Here is a 25,835-nt window from a genome sequence, read left to right on the forward strand (position 1 = left end):
CTCCTTGGGTTTTGCTGTTCACAATCTGGAAACGCCAAGGAGGACACGCCGTTCCGTATGCCCTGCACCTGTAGAGATGAAGGAGTCGTAAGGCGGGTTATGCAGGAAGGAGAGGCGGGCTTTTTAGCTCGCCTCGACCTGAAGGAATGCGGGGACGTGATCGCCGAAGCCGACGACCTGGCCGCCATCATCATCCCTGTCACGGCGACCGCGTCCACCGCTGCTGCGGCGGCGCTCACCACGCTCACTCGACGAGGAGGAGGAAGAAGCGGCGCTTTTCTCGCCGCGGCGGCTTCTGGATTTGCCGCGATCCCCGCCGCGTGACGGGGCTTCGGCTTCGAGTTTCTCGAAGAAATCGCCCATATCGCGTTCTTCGATCTCTTCAATCCCGGTCACGCGCAGGACAGCCGCATAGGCTTTGGAATCCTCCGGCGTCACCAGCATGACCGCGTGACCTTTACGTCCGGCGCGGCCCGTCCGGCCGATGCGGTGGACATAGTCATCCGCATTCACGGGCACGGAGAAATTGAAGACATGGCTGACGTCAGGAATGTCGAGACCGCGAGCTGCCACGTCGGAAGCGACAAGTAGTTTCAGCTCGCCATCACGGAACGCCTGCAGCGTTTCCATGCGGAAGCTCTGCGGCAGGTCGCCATGGATGGGGCGGGCGTTGAAGCCATGTTTCTGAAGAGATTTGGCGATGACATCGACATTTTTCTTCCGGTTACAGAAGATGATGCCGTTTTTCAGCTCGTCGCCACATTCCTCGATCAATTGACGAAGTGCGGCACGCTTTGACTTTTCGTCGGAGCGCGGCACGCGAATGATCTGTTGTGTGATGGTGGTCGCTGTCGTTGCCGGTTTGGCGACTTCGACAAGCGCCGGGGCGGATAGGAACTGATCCGTCAGGCGCTGGATCTCGGGCGGCATGGTGGCCGAGAAGAAGAGGGTCTGGCGCGTGAATGGCGTGAGTTTGAAGATCCGCTCAATGTCCGGGATGAAGCCCATATCGAGCATGCGATCAGCTTCGTCGACGACCATGACCTCAAGACCTGTCAGCAGCAGTTTGCCGCGTTCATGGTGATCGAGCAGGCGGCCGGGCGTTGCGATCAGCACGTCGACACCGCGGGTCAGCTTCATGTCCTGATCGGCAAAGGAGACCCCGCCGATAAGGAGCGCCATGGAGAGCTTGTGATTCTTGCCGTATTTCTCGAACTGCTCCGCGACCTGCGCGGCGAGTTCGCGCGTCGGGGCGAGAATCAGCGAGCGCGGCATCCGGGCGCGGGCGCGGCCTTTTGACAGACGGTGGATAACCGGCAGCACGAAGGAAGCGGTCTTGCCCGTGCCAGTCTGGGCAATGCCCAACACGTCACGGCCTTTCAGCGCTTCGGGGATCGCCGCGGCCTGGATCGGCGTCGGGGAGGTATAGCCGGCATCCTTGACGGCGCTCAGCAACGACGGTTCGAGGCCGAGATCATCAAAAGTTACGGGCGTTTCGTCTTTTCCCTGGTCGGTATCCATAATGCCTTTGGGCGCTGCTTTCGTTACGGGCGGTCGGTTGCAAAAAACGGACCTCTTCTCGGCATATGAGGCAAGAATGAGGCAAAGAGCGGTGACGGTTGCCGGACAACCACGCCGGAAAACAGCGTACACTCACTTCGCGTCTAGGCAGGTGCCCTTGATCTGTAAAGGCGAGGCCCTAGTTTCACGGGGCCGCTACGGCGAAACGTTGCGAAAAGGCAACGTTATGAGTGGATATCTCCAAGGAGGCCCCCCTGACTGATTTTATTGCGCCCCGCGGCCCCGTGCCCGGAGAGGTTCCCGCGACGGATCACGCCGTGGTCCGATCCGGCCTGACACTTCGCTACCGGATCTGGGGAGACCGCCAGAAGCCGATGGTCCTGCTCCAGCACGGCGGGCGCGACCATGCGCGAAGCTGGGACTTTGTCGTAGCTGGCCTCGTCGATGACTATTGCGTCGTCACGCCGGACCTGCGCGGCCATGGCGACAGCGAGCATGTTCCGGGCGGCGGCTATGATTCGCTCGACTACATGACCGATTTTGCGGCCATTCTAGAGGATCTTGAAGGGCAAGGTATGGCGCCGCCATTCCGGATCATCGGGCATTCGCTCGGCGGGAATATTGCCAGCCATTATGCAGCGGCCTTTCCTGAACGGGTCAAGCTCTTGGTCAATATTGAAGGCGTTGGCACGCCGCCCGCACTCTATCATCAGATGACGGAGCAGCCAGCCGGTCAGCGCTGGCGCGAGGCGGCGGAAAAGCGTCTTGCCGAATCTCGTCGGGAACTGCGGATTTTCAAGACGCCTGAGCTCGCCGTGCGCCGCATGAAACAGCTTCACGCCCGCGTCCCAGAAGAGATTGTCGAGCATGTCGCGCTTCATGCCATCCGGCAGCGAGAGGGCGGCTTTTCATGGAAATATGACGGCATGCTTGGATTTTCGCGCCATCGTCCTCAGTCTCCGGAAGAATATATCGATCTATACCGCTCTGTGAGCTGTCCGGTCCTGATCCTCTATGGCACGAACAGTTTCACGACGCCGCCGGATCAGGATGGGCGTGGTCAGGTCTTCGCGCAGCAAAAACTGATTACTTATGAAGGTGCCGGTCATTGGCTCCATCATGAGCGGCTGGACGATTTCATGCGTGATATTAGAGCGTTTCTGTCGGTCTCATGACCCGGGCTTGAAAACAGCCTCCACGCTCAGCCCAAAGCTTTCCGCGATTTTGAAGGCGAGCATTAAGGAGGGGTCATGCTTACCGCGTTCAATCGCGTTGACGGCCTGGCGAGACACGCCAAGCCGTTCGCCGAATTCGGCCTGGCTCCAGCCTTTGCTGGTTCTCAGTTCTTTGACGCGGTTCTGCAAAAGACCTCAAACGTAACGTAGGCGAACGAATGGCAGGGAAATACCGGCCGTGCCAATCAGGGAAGGGAATACCCAGATCAGAGATATTTCCGGCAGGGACACGGCGCCTTCGACAAAGCCATAGGTGAAGCAGGCGAGCCCGACAATGATGAGAGAGACGAGGCATGCTTCGGTGATGATCCTTTGCTGGACCTCATCAATCCGGCGGACATACCGAATGATCACAAAGACCATAGCGATGGCAGGAAGGACCGGGATGAGGGAGAGCGCAATTCTGGCGCTCGCGCTCATATTCTCTGAGTCGATGAGATTGATGCCGACGACGCTCGCGACATAGACCACCATGACGATGGTCATGTGGAGTGTGTACTGTCTGATGGCTGTCTTCATCGTCATTCTCCCTTGTCGTTTTTGTTGAGGAATTGCTCGAGTTCTTCACGGAAGACGGCTGGCTGGTCCAGCATGATGAAATGACGCGCATTCTCAACTATGCGCAACTCGACCTGTTCGAGGAAAGTGTACTGCTCCTCATATCGCGCCAGCAGAAGATCCCGGGAAAATCCGGTCATGGGATCAAATGGAACGAGGACGGTGATGGAGGCATCGATACCGCTCAGTTGAGGTGTGTAATCTGTGCTCATCAGCTCAATGAAGGCCGCTTTGGCGGCGCTAATATCAGCACGCGTTACATCTTCCATGATGCGCGACTGATCTTCTGGTTTCATGGCCTGTCTCGGCAGGCCTTGCCGGGCGAGATCAAGATAAGACTCGTCAGAAAGGGCAGCCATTTGCGTTGTGAGGACGGCGCGACTGGCGTCAACCTGTTCAGGCGTAATCGAGGGCTGGAAGAGGCGGGGGAGGAACGGCACGGAATCAATGACCATGACAGCTGACATCCGGTCTGATTTTGCCGCAACCAGAAGCGCCGTTAGACCACCCATGGAATGGCCAACGATTGCGGCATCCGATATATCCTCATCATTCAGATAACGGACGATGTCTGCGGCAAGACTGTCAATAAAGGGTGTCAGGGGCGCAGGCGCGGGCACACCGTCAAAACCGGCTGGCGTGATCAGATGAGCCTCCACGTAGAGTTTCTCCTGTGCAGCGGCAAAAACATCAGGCGATGACGTCAGGCCCGGGATAAAGATCACGGCTCGGCCGTTACCAGTCACTTCAACGACAAAGCGGTCGCCGCCCATTTCATCAGCCGCATGGGCAAAGCTGAGCGATAACAGCGCGGCAAGCGCCAGCATGCTCTTCTTCAGTAAGGACAAGGGGTCAGAGAGTGGCCGGGACATACATACCTCCAAAGCGAGGAGTGTCAGGTAAACCTTACATGTTGACGTGTCAAGTAAACCTGACACTCGGCGTTCGCATCCCTGCGATCGCCTCCTTCTTTCCCCATTTGCAGCACGTGCCCCCCGAACTACCCGAGGAGCTTGCCCGTAAAGGGGGGAGGGGATAGGTCGGTCGGCAAAATCTAGACAGTGGAGAAGCGCCATGACCGAAACCCGCCAGATCACGCTTGAGGACTATCCCGCCGGGATGCCGGCGCCCGAGCATTTCGGTCATCGCACCGTTGATCTTCCCGATCCGCAGGATGGTGAGGTTCTCATCCGTGTACTGTGGATGTCGGTTGACCCCTATATGCGCGGCAGGATGCGGCCCAATGTGAAAAGCTATATCCCGCCCTTCCAGAAAGGCGAACCGCTAGATGGCGGGGCCGTCGGGCAGGTCATCAAATCCAAGGATCCGAAATTCGCCGAAGGCGATTTCGTCGTCGGCTTCGCGGGCGGTTGGCGGGACCATCATGTCGGTCCGGCCTCTGCCTATACCAAGGTCGATCCGAACCTTGCGCCACTGTCGGCCTATCTGGGTGTGCTCGGCATGCCGGGCCTGACCGCCTGGGTCGGGCTTTCTCAGATCATCAAACCCAAAGAGGGGGAGGTGCTCTATGTCTCCGGTGCGGCCGGGGCGGTCGGCTCGCTCGCCTGCCAGCTCGGCAAGCATTACGGCATGACGGTCATGGGCTCGGCGGGCTCGGCCGAAAAGGTTGAATGGCTGGAGAAGGAAGCCGGGGTCGACAAGGCCTTTAACTATAAAGAGCATGATGTCGTCAGCCTGACCAAGGCGATCTCGGAAATCGCGCCCAAGGGCGTCGACGGCTATTTCGAGAATGTCGGCGGCATGCAGCTCGAAGCGATTCTCAACACGGTCGCCTTTGGCGGGCGCATGGCGTTTTGCGGCATGATCTCCGGCTATAATAATGACAAGCCGGAGCCCGGCCCGAGCAATCTTATCAACATTGTCGGCCGGGGCGTGATGATTCAGGGCTTTATCGTTTCGAATTACATGAATCTGGTGCCGCAATTCGCTGCCGAAGTGGCGCCGCTGCTCGCCGCTGGGAAAGTGAAGTTCGAGGAAACCATCTATGAGGGTCTGGATAAAGCGCCGGACGCTTTCATCGGGCTCTTCCGTGGCGAGAATTTTGGCAAGGCCGTGGTTAAAATCGCAGAACCTGCTTGACGGGTCCGCGGACGATCTCTACCAACCGGGTCTCGCGCTGATTTCAGCGCGGACGCGGGTGTAGCTCAGTTGGTTAGAGTGCCGGCCTGTCACGCCGGAGGTCGCGGGTTCGAGCCCCGTCACTCGCGCCATTTCATACTATGAAATGGCGCCCGCCTTTTTCTCTCAGTCTGAATGTTCATTGTGTTGTGTCTGGCACAGCGCCGATGATGTCTCGTTTGCCGCTGCTCTGAGGCAGTGAGCGCGTGCCGATCCGCGTCAGGTCAGTGCCTTCAAACGTCAGTACAAAGAGAGAATGCTCGATTTAAACTGCTCTCCGAGCTAAATGCGAAGGGGCGCTCCCGGTATCGTCTCAGTCAGGATGATAAATCCGGCCGCACCATCTTAGAGAACTGTCTGGATCTGCTGCTTTGGCGATGCGTGGGCAGCTGAGCGCCATCGTCTGTTCATTTTCACTCGAGTGTGAAACCTGACGAAAACGATCTGGTCATAAGCAGTGATGATCGCAAAGAATCAGACGCCTTGCCGCACCTGCAAATCCGCTTGGTTCCGAGCTACTGTAGGGCCTTTCAGCCAGTAATCATAAGCGGTTTGCTGCCTAAGAGGGCTCTCTAGCGATCACCGGCCTACGGTATGTTAGCGCTATCCTTGCATTGACAAGACATGCGCCAGGGCCGATCCACCATCAGAAAATCACGATCTACGGGATGGCTCATGCTGGAACATGCTTCCGGCCACCTCCCGCCAGCCAGAAAAGGGATAATTCATGCAAATTGTCGATGTCCGCGCCCATCCGTCAAAGGACCAGCTGCCGCGTGAAGACCAGCTCGCCTGGAAAATGGCTGAAGTCGCTGCCGATTCGGTAGAGGTGGATGCCGAGACGACGGACATGATCATCAACCGGATCATCGACAATGCTTCCGTTGCCATCGCTTCCCTCAATCGCGGCCCGATCAAGACAGCGCGAGCGCAGGCGAAAGCCCATCACCGTCATGGCGGCGCAACCCTTTTCGGGATGCCGGCCGATTTCGGCGTGGCGGCCGAATGGGCCGCATGGGCGAACGGCACGGCCGTGCGCGAGCTTGATTTCCACGATACTTTTCTGGCTGCGGATTATTCCCACCCGGGCGATAACATCCCGCCCGTTCTCGCGGTCGCCCAGCAGATGGGCAAGAATGGCCGCGACGTCATTCGCGGTATCGCGACCGGTTATGAGATCCAGGTGAATCTCGTGAAAGCGATCTGCCTTCATGAGCACAAGATCGACCACATCGCCCATATCGGCCCGTCGGCGTCCGCCGCCATCGGCACGCTGCTCGGCCTCGACCGCGAAGTCATCTATCAGTCGATCCAGCAAGGCCTTCACTGCACGGTCACGACCCGTCAGTCCCGTAAAGGGGAAATCAGTACATGGAAGGCTTTTGCGCCCGCCTATGCCGGTAAGACAGCCATTGAGGCCGTTGACCGCTGCATGCGGGGCGAGGGCGCGCCGTCGCCGATTTATGAAGGCGAGGATTCAGTCCTTTCCTTTATCCTCAATGGCCGGACTGCCCGCGATCAGGGCAAGTCGCCTTATGAGCCGACCTATCACGTGCCGCTGCCCGCACCGGGTGAGGCCAAGCGTGCGATCCTTGAGACCTACACCAAAGAGCACTCCGCGGAGTATCAGTCACAGGCGCTGATCGACCTTGCCTTCCGCATGGGCCGCGACATCGAGGCCAAAGGCGGATTTGATGCGGTCAAGTCGATCGTTCTGCACACGTCTCACCATACGCATTACGTCATCGGGACGGGCGCTGGCGATCCACAGAAAATGGATCCCAAAGCCTCTCGCGAAACGCTCGATCACTCGATCATGTATATTTTCGCGGTCGCCCTGCAGGATGGCGAATGGCACCATGTCCGCTCCTATGCACCCGAGCGCGCCCAGCGTGAGGACACGGTCCGCCTGTGGCACAAAATTTCGACGACCGAAGATCCCGAATGGACGCGTCGCTATCACTCGCATGACCCGAACGAAAAAGCCTTCGGCGCACGCGTTGTTGTCACAATGGAAGACGGTACCGTCATCGAGGATGAGCTTGGTATCGCCAATGCGCACCCCTTCGGCGCGCGGCCATTTGGGCGGGACGAGTATATCGGTAAGTTCCTGACCCTGACGGACGGCATACTTGCCAAGGAGGAAAGCGATCGCTTCCTCGATCTCGTCCAGCGTCTGCCGGAGCTCGAGCATCTGGATCTTCTGACCCTCAACCCGGTCGCCCCGGACGGCTATCTCGAAGAGAACGGCCTGAAAGGGATTTTCTAAATATGGGCGTTGTCCTGATCGTCGTGGTCCTTGTTGTGGCCGCGAAGATCGGGATCGGCCTTTTCATCTATTCCCGCATGAAGGCGAAAAGAATGAAGGGCAGCACGCGCGACAAATGAACGCCGATCCGGATGCAGGTTAAAGGATAAGAAGTATGCTCTTTACAAAGAAAACTCACGCAGAAAAACGCCAGGCCTTTCGCGATCTTCTCGATGACGGCAAACTGCATCAGTTCCCCGGGGCGTTCTCGCCTTTCGTAGCGCAGATGATCGAGCGCAAGGGCTATCCCGGCGTCTATATTGGCGGCGCGATGCTGACGGCGGATCTCTGCCTGCCCGACATCGGCATTGCGACCCTGTCGGAATTTGCAGATCGCGGTGAGCAGATCGCGCGCGCAACCGACCTGCCAGCCTTTATCGATATCGATACAGGTTTCGGGGAGCCGATGAGTGCTGCCCGGGCCGTCCGTATGCTGGAGGAAAAGGGTCTGGCCGGTTGTCATATCGAAGATCAGGTCATGCCCAAGCGATGCGGGCATCTCGACGGTAAAGAAACCGTCGAAACCGAAATCATGATCCAGCGGGTGCGTGCAGCGGCCGATGCAAAGCGTGACCCGAACTTTACGGTCATTGCCCGCTCTGATGCTCGCGCTATCGAAGGGCTCGATAAGGCAATCGACCGCATGAAAGCCTATGTCGATGCAGGGGCGGACATGATCTTCCCCGAAGCGATGAAGGATGAGAAGGAATTCGAGGCGGTACGTGCTGCGCTTGACGTGCCGATCCTCGCCAATATGACCGAATTCGGTAAAAGTCGTCTACTGACGAAACAGGAACTTACCGATCTCGGCTTCAACGTCGTCATCTATCCGGTGACGACTTTCCGTCTGGCCATGGGAGAGGTCGAGCGCGGGCTCGATCATATTCTCGAGCATGGTGACCAGAATGGCATCTTGGACAAGATGCAGCACCGCAAGACGCTTTATGATTATCTGCGGTATGAAGACTATTCAAAGTTCGACCAGTCGATCTTCAATTTCGACGTGGGGGATACACCCACCAAATAAATCCAGGGCAACCCTTGAAAGGAACTGAATATGGCTGAAAAAGCTATCAAAGACGTTGTTGTCCTGAGCGCGGTTCGCACCGCTGTCGGGCGTTTCGGTGGCTCCCTGAAGGATGTGCCGCTAGAAGAGCTTGGTGGCCTCTGCGTGCGTGAGGCGATCAGCCGAGCAGGAGTGCCGGCAGAAGGCATTGAGACGGCTGTTGTCGGCAATGTCCTCCGCACACAGTCGAAAGATGCCTATATCTCTCGCATGTGTGCGATTGAAGGCGGCATGTCGCATGACTCAACCGCTGTGACAGTGAACCGACTCTGCGGTTCCGGTCTCGAAGCCATCGTGCAGGCCAGCCAGCAGATTCAGCTCGGCGATGCCGAACTTGCCGTTGCTGGCGGCGTTGAATCGATGAGCCGCACAACCTATTCCGCCGCCGCGCCGCGCTTCGGTCAGAAGATGGGCCCGGTGACGATGGAAGACGACATGTTGGCAGCGCTGCATGATCCATTCGGTGCGGGCCATATGGGTATGACGGCGGAGAATGTCGCGGAGCAGTTCTCGATCAGCCGCGAGACCCAGGACGAATTTGCCGAGGAAAGCCATCGCCGCGCGATCAATGCGATTGAGCAGGGCTATTTCAAAGAACAGATCGTTCCCGTCGAGCTGAAAAGCCGTAAGGGCACGACCCTTTTCGACACCGATGAACATCCGCGTGCGGATGTCAGCATGGAAGGCCTCTCCGGCCTGCGCCCTGCCTTCAAGAAAGATGGCGGCACGGTGACGGCGGGTAACGCATCCGGTCTCAATGACGGGGCGGCCATGCTGGTGCTCGCCTCGGCAGAGAAAGCCGAAGAGCTTGGTGTCAAACCGATGGCGCGTCTTGTCGGCTATGCGCGGGCAGGGGTTGATCCCAGCATTATGGGCACAGGGCCGATCCCGGCTGTCCGGCGTGTGCTGGAACGGACGGGGCTTTCTGTTGCGGATCTCGATGTCATCGAATCAAACGAAGCCTTTGCAGCGCAGGCTTGTGCTGTCTCGAAGGAACTTGATCTGCCAGCGGAGAAAGTGAACCCCAATGGCGGCGCGGTTGCGCTGGGCCACCCTGTCGGGGCGACCGGTGCCATCGTCACCACCAAATGCCTTTATGAGTTGAAGCGCACCGGCGGGCGTTATGGCCTCGTCACGCTCTGCATCGGTGGCGGGCAGGGTATTGCGGCCATTTTTGAAAATCTGGACGCTTGATGATGACAACAGAACACGGAGGGAAGTGATGAGCGAAGACGTCAAATATGGACTGGCCGGGGTACTGGCGGATGATACCGCCGTCTCCAAGGTGATGCCCGAGACGAACTCCCTGACCTATCGCGGCTATGCGGTGCAGGATCTGGCAAAACATTGCCGGTTCGAGGAAGTCGCCTATCTCATCTGGAATGGGGAGCTTCCCAAAGCGGATGAGCTGGCGGCACTGAATGCCCGGGAAAAGTCCGAGCGTGGTCTTTCGGATGATGCGCTGGCGGTCATGCGGCTTCTCAATACCGAAGCGCATCCCATGGATACGCTCCGCACGGTGGTCAGCTTCCTTGGTCAGGAAGATATGTCGACGGCAGATTCTTCGCCTGAAGGGCTGATGGAAAAGGCCATCCGCCTTTACGCCCAGATCCCGCAGATCGTTGCGACCGACTATCGCCTGCGGAATGGCAAGGAGCCGATTGCGCCGACGGATGATCTCGGTTTCACCGAGAACTTCTTCCATATGTGCTTTGGTGAAGTGCCCGCACCGGAAGTCATCAAATGTTTCGACATCTCGATGACGCTTTATGCGGAGCATTCCTTTAATGCCTCGACCTTCACGGCTCGGACGATTGCATCGTCGCTGTCCGATATCTACTCGGCGGTGACCGGCGCCATCGGCTCTCTCAAGGGACCGCTGCATGGCGGGGCCAATGAGGCGGTCATGCATATGCTGAAGGAAGTCGGCTCGGCGGATGCTGCGCGCGACTGGATGCTGGATGCGCTGGCGACCAAGAAAAAAATCATGGGCTTTGGCCATCGCGTCTATCGCTCCGGTGACAGCCGCGTGCCGACCATGACCGATGCCTATGAGAAAATGGTCGATGTCATCGACACGCCCGAGGCGCGGGAATACTGGAAGATGTCGAGCATTCTCGATGAGACCATGGTGTCTGAGAAAGGGATCTATCCTAATCTCGATTTCCCGGCTGGCCCTGCCTATTACCTGATGGGCTTTGACATTCCGATGTTCACGCCGATTTTCGTCATGTCACGGATTACCGGCTGGACGGCGCATGTCATGGAACAGCTTGCTAATAACAAGCTGATCCGTCCGTTGTCGCATTATAATGGTGTGCCGCAGCGAGACGTCACACCGCTTGAGGATCGCTGATCTGGAATGGCCGGTTTATCCGGCCATTTCTTTTAGCTCGACATTTATATTGCGGAGCTGATCATGTGCCGGGCTTGCCCCTTGCATGATCAGCAGACGTCCTTGCGCATAATCCGCTGGACGGTTGACGCAATCAAGAGCAATGACCCGGCCTTTCTTCAGATAGACAACGGAGAAACTGCGGTCTTTGGGGTGGCCCCGGACGACCATATCGTCATGCCCGAGTGACAGGCCGATAGTCTGAAGATGCAGGTCATACTGGTCGGACCAGAACCAGGGGATCGCTTCATAGCTGGCGGGTTTGCCAAGGATTGTCTTGGCAACGACCCGGGCTTGATCATTCGCGTTCTGAACGGATTCAAGCCGAACCCATGCGCCATCCGCGAATTTGTTCTGATGCAGGGCGCAATCCCCGATCGCGAAAACATCCGGCAGGGAAGTGCGGCAATGCGCATCGACGCGGACACCATTGCCGCCCGTGGCGCCAACTTCCAAGAGGGGCGCAACCACCGGATCAATCCCGATACCGACGATCACCATGTCGCAAGGCAGGGTCTCGCCGCTCTCCAACGTCACGCCCGTGACCTTCTGGCCGGTGATCTTAAATGAGCTGAGCTTCGCATTGAGACGCATATCAACGCCCTGAGCTGTGTGCTCTGCCTCATAGTAACGCGAGAGCGGTTCACCAGCGACGCGGGCCATGACCCGCTCCATCGCCTCGATGACGGCCACTTCCTTGCCGAATTTCCGCATCACGGCGGCCGCCTCAAGACCGATATAGCCGCCGCCGATGACCGCGACGCGGTTGGTCTGGGGCAGGCTGGCCATCAGCGGATCAACGTCCGACCGGTACCTGATGACATGCATGTTTTGCGGATCATGACCGGGGACTTCGAGACGTCTCGGCGTGCCGCCCGTGGCCCAGATAAGCTGTCCGTAGCCATATGACTTGCCATCTGCGGTCGTCACGCGATGCGCGCCGGGATCAACCGCCGTGACCTCGTGATCGAGAAGAAGCGTGATGTCCTGCTCTGCCCAGAAGCTTTCGGGCCGGATCAAGATGCGGTCGAAATCCTTCTCTCCCGCAAGGTAGTCCTTGGACAGCGGAGGGCGCTCATAGGGTGCGAACGATTCCGCGCTGATAAGGCCGATGCTGCCCGTAAACTTGCCCTGGCGGAGGGTGATGGCGGCTTGCGCGCCGGCATGACCGCCGCCGACGATCAGGATGTCAAAGTCACTCATGCCGCTTAATCACATGCCTGTGCCGCGATTTCCAGCCCTCGGGCGCCTGTCAGAAGACGAGCGAGAGAAGGCACGCCATGCCGAAGCCGACCAGCCCGATGATCGTCGTCATCACCGTCCAGCTTTTGAGTGTCTGCGCCTCGCTCAGCCCCAGATAACGGCTGACCAGCCAGAAGCCTGAATCATTGACATGCGAGGTCATGCTGGCGCCCGAGGCGATCGCGATGACGAGGAGGCCGAGCGTGGGGCCTGTCACGCCTGCCAGCTCTGCAACCGGCGCGCAGAGGCCAGCGCCGGTGATCATCGCGACAGTGGCGGAGCCTTGCGAGACACGGACGATAAAGGCGGCAAGGAAACCGAAGAGCAGAAGCGGCATGTCATTGGCGAGCAATGTCTCGGCGAGGAGGGTACCGGTGCCGGAATCGACAAGGATCTGTTTGAAGGCGCCGCCAGCCCCGGTGACGAGAACGACGAGCCCTGCAGGCTCCAGCGCGCGGGCGCAGGCTTCGCGCAAATTCTCTGCGGGTAGGCCATGGCGCAAGCCGAGCAGCCACCAGGCAAGAAGGCACGCAATCAGAAGCGCCGTGAACGGATGGCCGACAAATCCGATAGTGCTCATGGCTTGTGGCGGGATCCAGTCAGGGGAGACAGCTTTCGTGACGGTCGCGATCAGGATGAGGGTGACCGGCGCAATGATGATGAACATCGCCTCGCTGAACCCGGCCGGATTCGACGGGCGGGCAATCTCATCGGCGGGGGTTAGGTCGGGTGGGGTAATATTCTGTAGGCTGCGCAGTTTTACGAGCTGGCTTGCCAGCATGGGGCCTGCGATGAAAGCGGCGGGGAGCCCGGTGATGATCCCGAACAGGATGATCCAGCCAAGATCGGCGGAGAGGATTTCCGCAACCGCAATGGGGCCGGGCGTGGGCGGCACAAAGGAATGGGTGACGACCATCCCGGCGGTGAGCGGAATGGCAAAGGCAATGATCGACTTTCCAGTGCGCTCGCTGAGACCCAGTAAAAGCGGCAGGAGAATGATCAGCGCGACATCGAAAAAGACAGGGATGGAGACGAGAAAACCGATCAGGGTAAGGGCCGTGGGCGCGCGGTCCGGCCCGAACTTTTTCAGCAGCGAGTTAGAGATGGCTTCGACGCCGCCTGAGGCTTCGAGGAGGGCGCCCATCATCGCGCCAAGGCCTACGACGACGGCGACAAAGCCGAGCGTGCCGCCCATCCCGTTGCGGACGGCTTCGATGACAGCGGACGGATCCATGCCAACCGTCAGGCCAAAGACGATACTGATCAGGATCAGCGACAGGAAAGCCGGCAGCCGGACTTTCAGGACCAGAAAGAGTAGCGCGAGGATGGCCCCCGCCGTCGCAAATAGCGGAAGGAGGGGCATGTCGCTCACTCCTTCCCGTCGAGATGAACGCGGGCGAGGAAGGCGCCTGAGGTGATGAAGAGAGTGCGGCCCCCTTCGGCGAGCGTCACATTCGCGGCCAGCGTGCCGGTGCGGATGAGGGCCAGAAGATCACCTTCAGGACTGAGGAGATGGATGCCGCCGGGCCCGGCAAGATAGACATTGCCGACCGCATCAATCGCCATCCCGTCCGGCAATCCCTGCTCGCCGCGTTCGATGAAGGGCATGGCATCATGGAAGACACGGCGGTTCGTCGCCGACCCATCACCCTGGACGTCATAAGCATAAAGCTTGGCGGCGTCCGGGTCGGAGACAGCGACGTAAAGCGTCTTGCCGTCCGGGGAGAGGCCGACCCCGTTCGGCTTGGTCAGCTCATCATCGATAAGAGTGACGCTACCATCCGGGGCCAGACGATAGACACCGTTCCACGGCATTTCCTTGGCGGGGGAGTCCTCGATCCCGGCCAGCCCATAAGGCGGGTCGGTGAAATAAAGCGCCCCGTCGCTCGCGCGGACGAGGTCATTGGGGCTGGAGAATTTCTTGCCGTCATATTCGGTGGCAAGGAATGTCTTCTCCATCGTGTTGAGGTCGAGCCGGGCCACCGCGCGGTTGCCGTGATCGCCCATCAGAATGGCATCGGGGCCGTCAGCGATCAGGCCATTGGCGCCGGGTTCACGGAAGATGTCTGTCGGCGGCCCCGCATAGCCGGAGGGTTCGAGAGCAGTGCGGAGACCACCTTCTTCGCTCCAGCCATACATCGTGTTACCCGGAACGTCCGTGAAGAGAACTTCCCGGCGCTCCTCCATCCAGACCGGACCCTCTGACCAGCCGAAAAGGTCCGGGGTCAGGCGTTCGATGGTGGCATTGGGGGCGATCAGGGCATCCGCCCGGCGGCTGAACCGTTCAATCCGTCCGATGGATCGTGGCAGCGTTTCCTCTGACGCACCTTCAACACTGACCTTGGTTTCGATGGCGGCGGCAGGGCCATCAGCACTAACGCCTTCCTCGATCATGAAGCTGCCGCTGGTCCTGATATCGGCGGAAGAACTGCCGATCATGTAATTGATCGCACCCGCATCGACCTGCCATTCGCCGTCCGGTCCCCAATAGGCAAACTGCTCCGGGGTCAGCGTGAAGCTGACAGATTTTGTCTCTCCCGGCGCGAGGGTCACCCGCACAAACCCGCGCAGCTCTGCCTGTGGCCGAGCGACGTCAGCGAGCGGGTCGCGGGTATAGAGCTGGACGACTTCGTCGGCGGCCATGGTGCCGTCATTGGTGACATCGACAGAAAGGGTGAGTGTTTCACCTTCGCCCATGCTGTCCCGATCCATTGCCGCATCGCCATAAGAGAAAACGACATAGGAAAGACCGTGTCCGAACGGATAAAGCGGCGTGATGTCGATATCCATGTAACGGGCGGTGTCTTTGGTGACATCCGGGTCAGCGGGACGGCCTGTCGGATGGTGGCCCATATAATAAGGGGACTGACCGGTCCGGCGCGGGAAGGAGGCGGGCAGTTTGCCACCGGGTGAGGCCTTGCCGAAAACGATATCCGCAACGGCGGGGCCGGTCTCGACGCCCAGCATCCATGTTTCAAGGATGGCGTCTGCTTCTTCGCTCAGCATGCTGATGTCGAGCGGACGGCCATTCATCAAGAGCACCGCGACCGGCGTATCCGTTTCCAGAACGACTTCGGCGAGCGCGGCTTGAGGGGCGGGGAGGCCGATATCCGAACGGGAGCGGGCTTCGCCGGAGAGGTCGTAATCTTCGCCGATGACAAGCAGGACGAGGTCGGCCTTTTTCGCGGCATTCACTGCCCGGCGCAGCTCGGAACGGGCTGGCATGTCCTTGGTGTCCGCGCCTGCGACATAATCGAGGCGCGCACCTTCGGGGAGCGCTGCCTCAAGACCTTCGAGAATGGTGCTGACATTTTCAGCCTGCCCCTGCGCCCGCCAGGAGCCGAGCGGGGAGGAGGCGTCATCTGCCAGAGCACCGATGACGGCGATGCGTTTTACGTCCTCTGTGACCGGCAGGGCGCCGTCATTTTTCAGGAGCACCATGGATTTGCGGGCTGCTTCGCGGGCCAGCACGCGGTGGGCTTCTGAGAGGATGACTTCGGCTTCCCGTTCCGTATCGTGATAGGCATACGGATCATCGAAGAGCCCCAGCCGGTCCTTGGTGAGCAGGATGCGCGTGACCGACAGGTCTAGCGCCTTCATCAGCTCGGGGTCCGATTTCACCCTGTCCACCATCTCGCCGACATAGATGCCGCTGGTCATTTCCATATCGACCCCGGCGGCAAGGGCGAGAGCGCCAGCATCAGCCGGTGTTCCCGCGACACCGTGGTTCATCAGCTCCATGACGGAATTCCAGTCACTGACCACCATGCCGTCAAAACCCCAGAGGTCGCGGAGGATACCGGTGAGGAGGCGTTTGTTCGCTGTGGTCGGCACGCCCGCAATATCGTTGAAGGCGACCATATAGGTCGCGGTACCTGCATCGGCGGCGGCCTTGAAGGGCGGCAGGTAGATCTCGCGAAGCGCGCGCTCGGAGATCTCGGCGGTGTCATAGTCGCGGCCGCCCTGGCCTGCGCCATAGGCACCGAGATGTTTGGCGGTGGCGAGAATTGTGTCGCCTGCGGAGAGATCATCGCCCTGATAGCCGCGCACCTGTGCGGCGGCCATCACCGCACCGAGATAGGGTTCTTCACCGGCGCCTTCGACGATCCGTCCCCAACGCGCATCGCGGGCGATGTCGACCATGGGCGCGAAGGTCCAGTGAAGACCAGCGGCGGAAGCTTCGCTGCCCGCGGCGCGGGCGGTCGCCTCGACAAGCGCAGGATCAAAGCTGGAGGCAAGGGCCAGCGGTACGGGGAAGATGGTCTTGTAGCCATGCACCACATCCATCGCGAAGAGGAGGGGGATGCCGGTCCGGCTTTCCTCGACCGCGACACGCTGGAGATTTTCGAGCGGCTCTGCGCCCGCGACATGGAGGTATGAGCCGACAAGGCCGGACCGTACCCGGTCGAGTTCGGCATCATTGAGGCGTGAGTTGAGGTTCTTCGACCGCCCACCCGGCATCTGGTGGAGCTGGCCCAGCTTTTCCTCAACGGTCAGGCGCTCAAGGATATAGGCCCGCCGTTCGGCACCGGTGAGGCCAGCCTCGGTCGCTTCGCCCGCAAGCGTCTGCGGCGCATCCTGCGCAATTGCGCTGCCGCCCATGGCTGAAATCGCAAGAAGGGCTGCCCCCCAAATGGCTTTGGTGACCATCATCTACTCTCCCTATGTGCCGCCCGAATCTGTCGTCCGGCTGGTCATTTAGCTGTTAGCGCTATCACGGTCTGCCGAGGTCGGCAAATCTTCGTGAGGTCAGGGCATGGGCCCGCCGCGATAGGCCTCGACGATGTCATACCATTCCCGCCGTGTGAGAGTCGGGAGGGGCTCCCGGCCCAGCGCGGCGATGCGTTCCGCATTCTGTGTACCGATGATCGGGATGACGGGCCCTGGGCACATGCTGAGGAAGGAGAGGGCGATCGACGCCTCATCTGTCACTTTCTCCTTGGCAAGGCGCGCAACGGTTTCGCGGACACTCGCATCCGTCGCGGTCCCGTCATGGGAGAAGAGCCGACCGCCGCCGAGCGGTGACCATGCCATGAAAAGCGCGCCATTCTCTTCGCACCATGAGAGGACACCGTCCTCGATGGGATCCTGACAGAGAACCGAGAATTCATTCTGGACGGAGATGATCGGGGCTTTCATGTGGGCGGCCAGAGCCCGAATCTGGTCGGCCCTGAAATTCGAGACACCGATATAGCGGGTCTTGCCCGAGGCAACGAAGCTATCAAGCGTTTCGGCAAGCTCCGCCATGGGGGTCAGGAGATCCGGCCGGTGGAGCTGATAAAGGTCCACCTGATCAACTTTCAGCCGCTCTAGTGATCTGTCGAAGGCAGCCGTCAGATAGTCCCGGCTCGAATCATAGGGCGCGCCGAGCCAGATGCCGCCCTTGGTCGCGAGGACCATGCGCCCGCGCAGACCGCTATCCGCCTCCAGCACTTCGCCAAGAAGAGCTTCGGCGGAACCGAATCCTTCATCCGTGTCCGCCCCATAAATATCGGCGGTGTCGATCAACGTCATGCCGGCATCAAGCGCGGTCACGATCTTCTCGTGCGCCGTATCGACATCGGTTGCGGCAAACCGCCAGCAGCCATAGGCGAGCCGGCCAATATCGGGACCATTCGGGGTAAGGGGCAGCGTATCCATGGCGTGCCTTGTGGCAGATGCCGCGAGACCTGAACAAGCAGTTCGGCACATTGCCCTCATGGTCAGAGCAGCCTAGACAGTGGAGAGATTGATAAGGGCTCCGCCAAGAGCCCGCCACGCGGGAGGATGACTGCCATGGAATTCGCGCTTTCAGACAAGGCTCAGGATTATTACGACCGGATGACGGCCTTCCTCGAAGAGGAAATCCTGCCCGCCGAGGCGGCCTATCACGCGGAGCTGACCGGGGGCGGGGACTGGACCAAATGGCGCCAGCCTGAGACCATAGAGCGGCTGAAAGTCGAGGCCCGCAAGCGCGGCCTGTGGAACATGTTCCTTCCCGACCCTGAGCATGGGGCCGGTCTCTCCGTCACCGAATATGCCTCGATTGCCGAGGTGACCGGGCGGTCCTTCATCGCGCCAGAGGCAGTCAATTGTAACGCGCCGGACACCGGCAATATGGAAGTCCTCCATATGTTCGGGTCCGAAGAGCAGAAGGCTGAATGGATGCTGCCGCTGCTCGAGGGGAAAATCCGCTCGGGCTTCTGCATGACCGAGCCGGGGGTAGCCTCATCCGATGCGACCAATATGGCGGCGACCGCGCGCATCGAGGGCAATGAGGTTGTCCTTAATGGCCGCAAATGGTGGACGACGGGGCTCGGCCATCCGAATTGCCGTATCCTGATCTTCATGGCGGTCACGAACCCAGAGGCTGACTCGCATGGCCGTCACTCCATGGTGCTTTGCCCGATTGATGCGCCGGGCGTACAGATCGAGCGCATGCTGACGGTCTTTAATGACTATGACGAGCCCTTCGGTCATGGCGAAGTTTCTTTCAACGATGTGCGTCTGCCCGCCAGCAATGTGATTGCCGGGCCGGGGCGGGGATTTGAAATCGCGCAAGGCCGGCTTGGGCCGGGCCGCATCCATCACTGCATGCGGTCCATCGGGGCGGCGGAACGCGCGCTGCAGCTTCTCTGCAAACGGGCGCTGGAACGCGAAGCCTTTGGCAAGCCGCTGGCGAAACTCGGCGGCAATGCGGAGAAAATCGCGGAAGTCCGTATGGCGATCGAACAGGCGCGGCTCCTCACCATGAAGGCGGCATGGCTGATTGATACCCATGGGGTGCGCGGCGCGCTGAGTGAGATTTCCCAGATCAAAGTGATCGCGCCGCGGGTCATGGAAATGGCCGCCGACCTTGCCATTCAGGTGCATGGCGGTGCCGGGGTGAGCGCGGATTTCCCGCTGACCCAGATCTATGCCGGGGCCCGCTGCCTGCGCATTGCGGATGGGCCGGATGAGGTGCACCGCATGGTCGTGGCCAAGCATGAAATCAAACGCCAGCTTCAGGGCTGAAGGGGGCTGTCATGGTGCTGACCGACCAGCCAGGCGACGTCCGGGAGGATGACCGTCTCGACCTTGATGCGTTAAAAGCTTTCCTGCAGCAGAATGATCTGGCGGGCGCTGACGATCTTCTGACCATCAAGCAGTATCCGGGCGGGGCCTCGAACCTCACCTATCTCCTGGTGACGCCCGATAGGGACATGGTGGTTCGCTGTCCACCCAAAGGGCGCAAGGCAAAATCCGCGCACGACATGGTCCGCGAGGCAAAGATCATGCGCGGACTCAAACCGCATTTTGAGACCGTGCCTGAGATCTACGCGATCTGTGAGGCCGACAATGTTCTTGGGCATCCCTTTTATGTGATGGAGCATCTCGAAGGTATTATTCTGCGTCAGGATATTCCCGAGGAACTGTCTTTGAATGAAGGAGATGTCGCGCAGCTCTGCGGAAATGTCCTTGACCGGTTTGTCGATTTGCACGGTGTCGATGTCGAGGCGGCTGGTCTTGACTGGATGGGGAAGGGCGAGGGCTACACCGCCCGGCAGATTTCCGGCTGGACCAAACGCTGGCGCGATGCCCTGACCGATGATGTCGATCCGGGCGAAGATGTCATTGCCTGGCTGGAGGCGAATACACCTGAAGGCGATACTGGCATCTGCGTCATTCACAATGACTATCGGTTCGACAATGTCGTTCTTGATAAGGACGATCCGATGAAAGTCATCGGCGTTCTCGACTGGGAAATGGCAACGCTGGGCGATCCGCTGATGGATCTGGGTGCGACGCTCGCTTATTGGGTCGAGGCCGGAGACGATCAGGTTTACCAGATGATGCGGCGCCAGCCGACCCATGTGCCAGGCATGCTAACCCGCGATGAGCTTGTCGCGCGTTATGCGGAGAAAAGCGGTCGCACCATCCCCGATTTCACTTTTTACGAGGTCTACGGCCTGTTCCGACTTGCCGGGATCATCCAGCAGATCTGGTGGCGCTACCGGGCCGGGCAGACAACCAATCCGGCATTCAAGACATTCGGGACGGCGGCGAATTACCTGATCTCACGCAGTCGGCGCATTCTGGAAGCAAAGGGCTAGACATGGAAATCTTACACACACCGGACGAGCGGTTCGAAAACCTGCCGGATTATCCGTTTGCCCCTCATTATGCTGAGATCAGTGACGGCTTGCGGGTTCATTATGTCGATGAAGGGCCAAAGGATGGGCCGGTCGTCCTCCTGATGCATGGCCAGCCATCATGGTCCTATCTCTACCGATTCATGATCCCGCTGCTCGTCGAAAAGGGCGCGCGGGTGCTGGCTCCTGATCTTATCGGGTTCGGGAAATCCGATAAGCCGGGGGACCGGAACGACTATACGTATGAGCGGCATATCGGCTGGATGACCGAATGGCTCCATGCTCTCGATCTCAAGGAAATCTCCCTTTTCTGTCAGGACTGGGGTGGACTGATCGGCTTGCGGATGGTCGCTGCCGAGCCGGATCGCTTCGCCAGTGTCACAGCGTCGAATACCGGCTTGCCGATCGGGCAGGGGCAGGCATCAGAGGCGTTCTTGAATTGGCTGGAATACAGCCAGACCGTGCCGGTCCTGCCGATTGGCGGCATTCTGCAGCAGGCGACCGTCCGGGAGCTGACGGACGCGGAAGTGGCCGCCTATGACGCACCGTTCCCGGATGAAAGCTACAAGGCCGGCGCACGCGCCTTCCCGGCGCTGGTGCCGATCACCGAAAGCCATGCCTCTGCAGCTGAGAACAGGGAAGCATGGGGCCGCCTCATGGCGTTCGAGAAGCCCTTCATCACGGCCTTCAGTGACAAGGATCCGATCACCAAGGGCGGGGAGAAGCCCTTCCGGGAGCGGGTGCCGGGGGCGAAGGGCCAGACCCATCATGACGTCACGGACGGCGCCCATTTCGTACAGGAAGACCGGCCAGCAGCGCTGGTCGAGGCGATACTGGATGCGATGAAAGCCGCAGGAAAGCTGGGCTGAGGCAGGTCGGCTGATCTGAAAAACCTTGACATGCTTCTATATTTCCATAAATGGGGAAATATAGAAGCATGAAGCCTTCAGATGCCCGACATGACCTCAAACACGACTGACGATTTTGATGCGACGGCGCCTGTTTCGCCCGAGCAATTCGATCTTGCCCGCAAGGCCGTTGCCGAGTTTCTCGGGACAGCGCTGCTCCTCGCTATCGTCGTCGGCTCCGGGATCATGGGCGATGTCATGGCGGGCGGTGCAGATGGACTGGCGCTGCTTGCTAATACGCTGGCGACGGGTGCGGGGCTCATGGTCCTGATCCTGATTTTCGGGCCAATATCCGGCGCGCATTTCAACCCGGCGGTCACGCTTGTCTTCGCGGTCAGGGGCGACCTTCCGTGGAAATCGGCGGGCGTGTTCCTGCTGGCACAGCTCGCAGGTGGCATGGCTGGTGTCTGGGCCGCGCATCTGATGTTCGACATGCCGGTGCTGCAGGTCTCGCTGACCGACCGGACAGGCCCCAGCCTCATCTTCTCAGAAGGCATTGCGACCTTTGGGTTGATCGCAACCATTCTTGGCTGTGTCCGTTTCCGGCCCGATGCGACGCCTTTTGCGGTCGGGCTCTATATCACGGCGGCGTACTGGTTCACCGCATCGACATCCTTTGCTAATCCGGCGGTCACCCTGGCGCGGGCTTTCTCCGATACATTTGCGGGGATCGCACCGGCGGCTGTGCCGGGCTTCGTCCTTGCCCAGATTTTCGGGGCACTTCTCGCGGTGACATTGTTCGACTGGCTGCTGCGGGTGAAAAATCCTTGCTGCGCGTCTCTCTATACGCGCCGTCAGACACGCGAGCTGCATCCCGCCGAATAGGCGCGACTGCCGATTGACTCGGCGCGGCTGGCGCCGCACATCTTCGATCAGATGGTTCTTCCCTAACAGGAAGCGAAGAGGGAACCCGGTGTAATTCCGGGGCTGTACCCGCAACTGTGAACCGGGAGCCAACGGCCAATCATGCCACTGCGCGACAGCGCGGGAAGGCGGCCCGAGGCGTTTGATCGGTGAAGTCAGGAGACCTGCCATCGCGTCGTTCGCCCGGGGAGCGGGATCACTCCGGCAGGGCAGGAACGTTTGTTTCCTCCGTAACGGCATCATTTGCCCATCGTCGTGTCGGCTCAAACCGGCGGGGCTGATATGTCGTTTTGGCCTTTCCCGTTCGGCGGCGGTAAGGGGTTAAGAGGAAGTCCTCGTGAAAAACCTGTTATCAACCAGTGTCGTTCTGGCCCTTCTCTGGACAAGCGTCTCTGCAGAAGAGGCGGATACGGATGTTATTACTGTCTCCGGTCTTCGGGCCCAATCGCCAGCCGATGTGACGGCAAGCATCAGCGTGCTCGATGAAGAGCAGTTGCGCCTGCGCGATGCGCCGTTCCTGGCCGATAGCCTGCGGGCCGTGCCGGGGCTTGGCGTGTCCCGTTCCGGTGCGGCGGGGGGGCTCACCCAGATCCGCCTGCGCGGGGCGGAAGCAAACCACACGCTCGTGCTCCTCGATGGGATCGAAATTTCCGACCCCGTCACGGGCGAGACCGATTTCGGTCTGTGGTCGGGGCTCGATCTTTCGCGGATTGAAATCGCCCGCGGGGAGCAATCCGCCCTCTATGGGTCGGATTCGATCGGCGGCGTGATCGCACTGTTCTCGGGCAGCGAAGACGGCCTTAGGGCCGCCGTTGAAGCCGGCTCCCGCCAGACGGCGCGCGGCATGATCTCGGCGAGCCACAACGCAGGGCGAGGCTATGTCGGGGCCAGCCTGACAGGCTTCACAACAGAAGGCGTTGATACATCCGGCTCGACCGGCGAGGAGGATGGCAGTGACAGCTTTGCCGGCCTCATCCGTGCCGGGATCGAATTCGGTGAGGGATGGTCCGGCAATCTGCTCCTGCGCGCCGCCAGCTCGACTGTCGAAAATGACAGCGATACGGATTTCGATGGTCTCCTTGAAGACACGCTTGATGAAACGGAAACCGACCAATTGACATTTGGCGGCCGTGTCGGCGGTGATCTCATCGGCCTCAATCACCAGTTCCGCGTGGGATATACGGAAATCGTCCGCGAGAACACGGATAATGGTGTCTATACAGATGAGACGACAGGCGAGCGGACCAAACTCTCTTATTCACCGTCAAAAGAATGGCGGTCAGGAGATGTGACGCACCGCCTCACCGGTCTCATCGATCATGAGGCTGAGGATTACGAACGCAAGGATACCGATATCGCCTTTGGCGATCCCAATCAGCGTCAGGAGTTCACAAGCCTCGGCGTGGCGGGCGAGTATCTGCTGACCGCCGGGCGGCTGACGCTTAATGCGTCGGCACGTCATGACGATAATGATGGCCAGTTTGAAGACGCGACGACGTGGCGGCTCGGCGCGGCATGGCGAACGGATCGTCTGGGGCGCTTCCGGGTCAGTGCTGGTGAGGGCATCAAAAACCCAACCTTCACGGAGCTTTTCGGTTTTTATCCCGGCAGCTTTGTTGGCAATCCGGATCTGAAACCAGAGCAATCCTTCAGCTATGAGCTTGGCTGGGACCAGGACTTTGCGAGGGGCTCGATGTCAGCAGTCTATTTTGCTGCTGAGCTCGAGGATGAGATCTATACGGCCTTTAATCCTGATTTCACCTCAACGGCTATCAACCGTGTAGGGAAGAGTGAGAGAAGCGGGATTGAACTGTCCGGCCAATACGCCGTGAGCGATGCGGTTGCGATCTATCTCTCCGGCACGACAACGCAGTCGGAAAGCGATGACGGCGAGGATGAAATCAGGGTGCCTAACTGGACGGCCAGCTTTGGCGCGTCATGGGAAAGCCCATCAAAGCCGGGCTTTGTCGTGACGGGCGCGCTTGATGCGGTCGGAGAGCAGGATGATTTCGATTTCGGTAGCTTCCCCTCCCGCCGCGTGACGCTTGATTCTTACGTGCTGGCATCCGCGACCTTACGCTATCCGTTGACGGATCATCTGTCCTTCACCTTGCGTGGAGACAATCTCTTTGATGAAGAGGTGACGGATGTCTTCGGTTATCGAGGGCCCGGTGCCGGGCTTTACGCCGGCTTCCGCATCGACTGACGGGCGCGGGTCTGAATCCGTTCCCTGATCGAATCGATCGGGGATGCTTTGACGGGAGGGATGTCCGTCATGTGCCGGACCGAATGGGCCAGCACGAGAAGGATGAGATATCCCTCCCACATTTCCAGCGACACACTCGCGCCGCCAATGCCGAAGATAATCAGCGACATGGTGGCATAACGGCTGAATTCCCGCCGCCAGGGTTCGGCCTTCCGATCAAGTGATGTTCGGAAGGCGGCAAAGAACCCGGTGACCCAGATCCCCAGATAGATGATGAGCCCGGCAAAGCCGGTCCCGCCCAGCACCTCGAAATAGATCGAGTGCGCAGCTCGCGGCTGGCGGTCCGAGACTGTGGCGGCGACGTTTGCGTCATAAGGCGCCCGGAGGCCGGCGCCGGTCAGCGGGTTCTCAGTTGCGAGCTCCCAGTTGATCACCCACGCATCGATCCGGCCCTGAAAGCTCTGATCCTCCGCAGCCTCACTGATACTTACCATGCGGTCGATCCAGTCACCCGGTGCGGAGAGGAAGATGCCGAGCGCCATGATGACGCCTGCGGCACCAATCAGGAATTTGTGCCGCGACTGCCACCAGTAGAGTGCGCCGAAGACGACGAGACAGATGAAGGCGCCGCGCGAATAGGTGCCGATGATGGCGACGATGGTCAGGGCAAAGACGGCCCAACTTCCCATCCTGACGAGGCGATGCGTCGCCTGATTGGCGACATAGAGCAGCATCGGCAGGAAGGTCGCCATGGCGATGCCGATATGGTTGTTGTCGTAGAGGACCGTGCGCTCGAGCCCGAAATAGAGGTTCTGCCCAGCCGTCAGCAGGGTGAAGACCCCGCCTTTGACGCCATAGAACCCCATGATCAGGACGACGACCCAGAGCAGGGCAGTAAACCGTAGGCGGTCGGTGACCGCGACCGAACAGATCACAACGAACAGCATCACCTTCCAGAACCGGTCAAAGGCGACGGCGGAGGCGGCGGGCGACAGGCTCATCCATTGCGACAGGAATATCCAGAAGAGGAAGAGCAACAGAAAACTGAGGAGCCAGCTCATCCTCAGGCGGAAAAGCTCGCCATGCAGCAGGAGCGACAGGATCGCGATCGCGGTGATCGGCGGTTGCAGCGACAGGGTACTGGCTGTCCACGCGGCATTCTGCGGGGAGGCAATAGTAAACCATGCCCAGAGCAGGACACCTGCAAAGGGGTAACGGAACACGGCGAGAAGCGTGATCCCCAGGAATACCAGGAGGAGGATGTCCCTCATGCGCAGGCGCT

20 protein-coding genes, 1 tRNA gene and 1 riboswitch are annotated in these 25,835 nt (G+C 59.7%); of the genes, 12 read left to right on the top strand and 9 right to left on the bottom strand.

Annotation, left to right across the window (positions count from 1 at the left end):
* Positions 1-123 precede the first annotated feature (123 nt).
* Entirely contained in the window at positions 124-1,521 is a 1,398-nt protein-coding gene (locus DX908_RS14940; RefSeq protein ID WP_116393291.1) for a DEAD/DEAH box helicase, read from the bottom strand.
* A 317-nt stretch (positions 1,522-1,838) separates the two neighbouring features.
* Here DX908_RS14940 and DX908_RS14945 point away from each other — a divergent pair, with 317 nt between their 5' ends.
* Complete coding sequence (locus DX908_RS14945) at positions 1,839-2,696, top strand: alpha/beta fold hydrolase (protein ID WP_147303827.1); 858 nt, start codon at positions 1,839-1,841, stop codon at positions 2,694-2,696.
* Here the strand turns inward: DX908_RS14945 and DX908_RS14950 are convergent.
* Genes DX908_RS14950 through DX908_RS14960 form a run of 3 tightly spaced genes read right to left on the bottom strand, consistent with a single transcriptional unit; the run spans position 2,691 to position 4,186 of the window.
* Positions 2,691-2,885 (bottom strand): helix-turn-helix transcriptional regulator, encoded by a 195-nt coding sequence (locus tag DX908_RS14950; RefSeq protein ID WP_116393293.1) that lies wholly within the window; start codon positions 2,883-2,885, stop codon positions 2,691-2,693. The two genes, DX908_RS14945 and DX908_RS14950, sit on opposite strands and share 6 nt — an antisense overlap.
* Positions 2,886-2,891: 6 nt before the next feature.
* Positions 2,892-3,275, bottom strand: a complete 384-nt coding sequence (locus DX908_RS14955; protein ID WP_147303828.1) for a hypothetical protein — start codon at positions 3,273-3,275, stop codon at positions 2,892-2,894.
* Positions 3,276-3,277: 2 nt separating this feature from the next.
* Complete coding sequence (locus DX908_RS14960) at positions 3,278-4,186, bottom strand: alpha/beta fold hydrolase (protein ID WP_158548866.1); 909 nt, start codon at positions 4,184-4,186, stop codon at positions 3,278-3,280.
* A gap of 202 nt (positions 4,187-4,388) precedes the next feature.
* Here DX908_RS14960 and DX908_RS14965 point away from each other — a divergent pair, with 202 nt between their 5' ends.
* The 6 genes from DX908_RS14965 (at position 4,389) to DX908_RS14990 (ending at position 11,183) form a co-directional block, all read left to right on the top strand.
* On the top strand, positions 4,389-5,414 hold the full coding sequence (locus tag DX908_RS14965) for an NADP-dependent oxidoreductase (RefSeq protein WP_116393296.1): 1,026 nt from the start codon (positions 4,389-4,391) through the stop codon (positions 5,412-5,414).
* Between the two features lie 54 nt (positions 5,415-5,468).
* A tRNA-Asp gene (locus DX908_RS14970) sits at positions 5,469-5,545 on the top strand.
* A gap of 635 nt (positions 5,546-6,180) precedes the next feature.
* A complete protein-coding gene (locus tag DX908_RS14975) occupies positions 6,181-7,722 on the top strand; it encodes an MmgE/PrpD family protein (RefSeq protein WP_116393297.1) in 1,542 nt (513 codons plus the stop codon).
* Between the two features lie 154 nt (positions 7,723-7,876).
* Positions 7,877-8,788, top strand: coding sequence for a methylisocitrate lyase (gene prpB, locus DX908_RS14980; RefSeq protein WP_116393298.1), 912 nt, complete (start codon positions 7,877-7,879; stop codon positions 8,786-8,788).
* 30 nt (positions 8,789-8,818) lie between these two features.
* Positions 8,819-10,021, top strand: a complete 1,203-nt coding sequence (locus DX908_RS14985; protein ID WP_116393299.1) for an acetyl-CoA C-acyltransferase family protein — start codon at positions 8,819-8,821, stop codon at positions 10,019-10,021.
* Positions 10,022-10,049: 28 nt separating this feature from the next.
* A complete protein-coding gene (locus DX908_RS14990) occupies positions 10,050-11,183 on the top strand; it encodes a bifunctional 2-methylcitrate synthase/citrate synthase (protein WP_116393300.1) in 1,134 nt (377 codons plus the stop codon).
* A 15-nt stretch (positions 11,184-11,198) separates the two neighbouring features.
* On the opposite strand, the gene DX908_RS14995 is transcribed toward DX908_RS14990, so the two are convergent.
* The 4 genes from DX908_RS14995 to DX908_RS15010 all read right to left on the bottom strand — a co-directional run bounded on the left by DX908_RS14995 (position 11,199) and on the right by DX908_RS15010 (position 18,104).
* Positions 11,199-12,425: an NAD(P)/FAD-dependent oxidoreductase gene (locus tag DX908_RS14995; RefSeq protein WP_116393301.1), complete on the bottom strand. Its 1,227-nt coding sequence runs from the start codon at positions 12,423-12,425 to the stop codon at positions 11,199-11,201.
* Positions 12,426-12,474: 49 nt separating this feature from the next.
* A complete protein-coding gene (locus tag DX908_RS15000) occupies positions 12,475-13,827 on the bottom strand; it encodes a GntP family permease (protein ID WP_199564773.1) in 1,353 nt (450 codons plus the stop codon).
* Between the two features lie 5 nt (positions 13,828-13,832).
* Entirely contained in the window at positions 13,833-17,117 is a 3,285-nt protein-coding gene (locus DX908_RS15005; protein WP_116393303.1) for a glycoside hydrolase family 3 N-terminal domain-containing protein, read from the bottom strand.
* A 96-nt stretch (positions 17,118-17,213) separates the two neighbouring features.
* Positions 17,214-18,104, bottom strand: coding sequence for an aldo/keto reductase (locus DX908_RS15010; RefSeq protein WP_158548868.1), 891 nt, complete (start codon positions 18,102-18,104; stop codon positions 17,214-17,216).
* Between the two features lie 135 nt (positions 18,105-18,239).
* On the opposite strand from DX908_RS15010, the gene DX908_RS15015 reads away from it, so the two are divergent.
* From DX908_RS15015 to DX908_RS15035, 5 genes are all read left to right on the top strand, one after another.
* The gene (locus DX908_RS15015; RefSeq protein ID WP_116393305.1) at positions 18,240-19,457 is read left to right on the top strand and encodes an acyl-CoA dehydrogenase family protein; all 1,218 of its coding nucleotides are present in this window, start codon (positions 18,240-18,242) and stop codon (positions 19,455-19,457) included.
* Positions 19,458-19,468: 11 nt separating this feature from the next.
* A complete protein-coding gene (locus DX908_RS15020; RefSeq protein ID WP_116393306.1) occupies positions 19,469-20,536 on the top strand; it encodes a phosphotransferase family protein in 1,068 nt (355 codons plus the stop codon).
* A 2-nt stretch (positions 20,537-20,538) separates the two neighbouring features.
* On the top strand, positions 20,539-21,444 hold the full coding sequence (locus DX908_RS15025; RefSeq protein ID WP_116393307.1) for a haloalkane dehalogenase: 906 nt from the start codon (positions 20,539-20,541) through the stop codon (positions 21,442-21,444).
* 90 nt (positions 21,445-21,534) lie between these two features.
* On the top strand, positions 21,535-22,308 hold the full coding sequence (locus DX908_RS15030; protein ID WP_116393486.1) for an MIP/aquaporin family protein: 774 nt from the start codon (positions 21,535-21,537) through the stop codon (positions 22,306-22,308).
* Between the two features lie 35 nt (positions 22,309-22,343).
* Positions 22,344-22,533, top strand: a riboswitch (cobalamin riboswitch).
* 151 nt (positions 22,534-22,684) lie between these two features.
* Positions 22,685-24,553 (top strand): TonB-dependent receptor plug domain-containing protein, encoded by a 1,869-nt coding sequence (locus tag DX908_RS15035; RefSeq protein WP_199564774.1) that lies wholly within the window; start codon positions 22,685-22,687, stop codon positions 24,551-24,553.
* On the opposite strand, the gene DX908_RS15040 is transcribed toward DX908_RS15035, so the two are convergent.
* On the bottom strand, positions 24,529-25,824 hold the full coding sequence (locus DX908_RS15040) for a putative O-glycosylation ligase, exosortase A system-associated (protein ID WP_116393308.1): 1,296 nt from the start codon (positions 25,822-25,824) through the stop codon (positions 24,529-24,531). The two genes, DX908_RS15035 and DX908_RS15040, sit on opposite strands and share 25 nt — an antisense overlap.
* Positions 25,825-25,835: the final 11 nt, after the last annotated feature.

This window comes from Parvularcula marina (genome assembly GCF_003399445.1).
GTDB lineage: Bacteria > Pseudomonadota > Alphaproteobacteria > Caulobacterales > Parvularculaceae > Parvularcula > Parvularcula marina.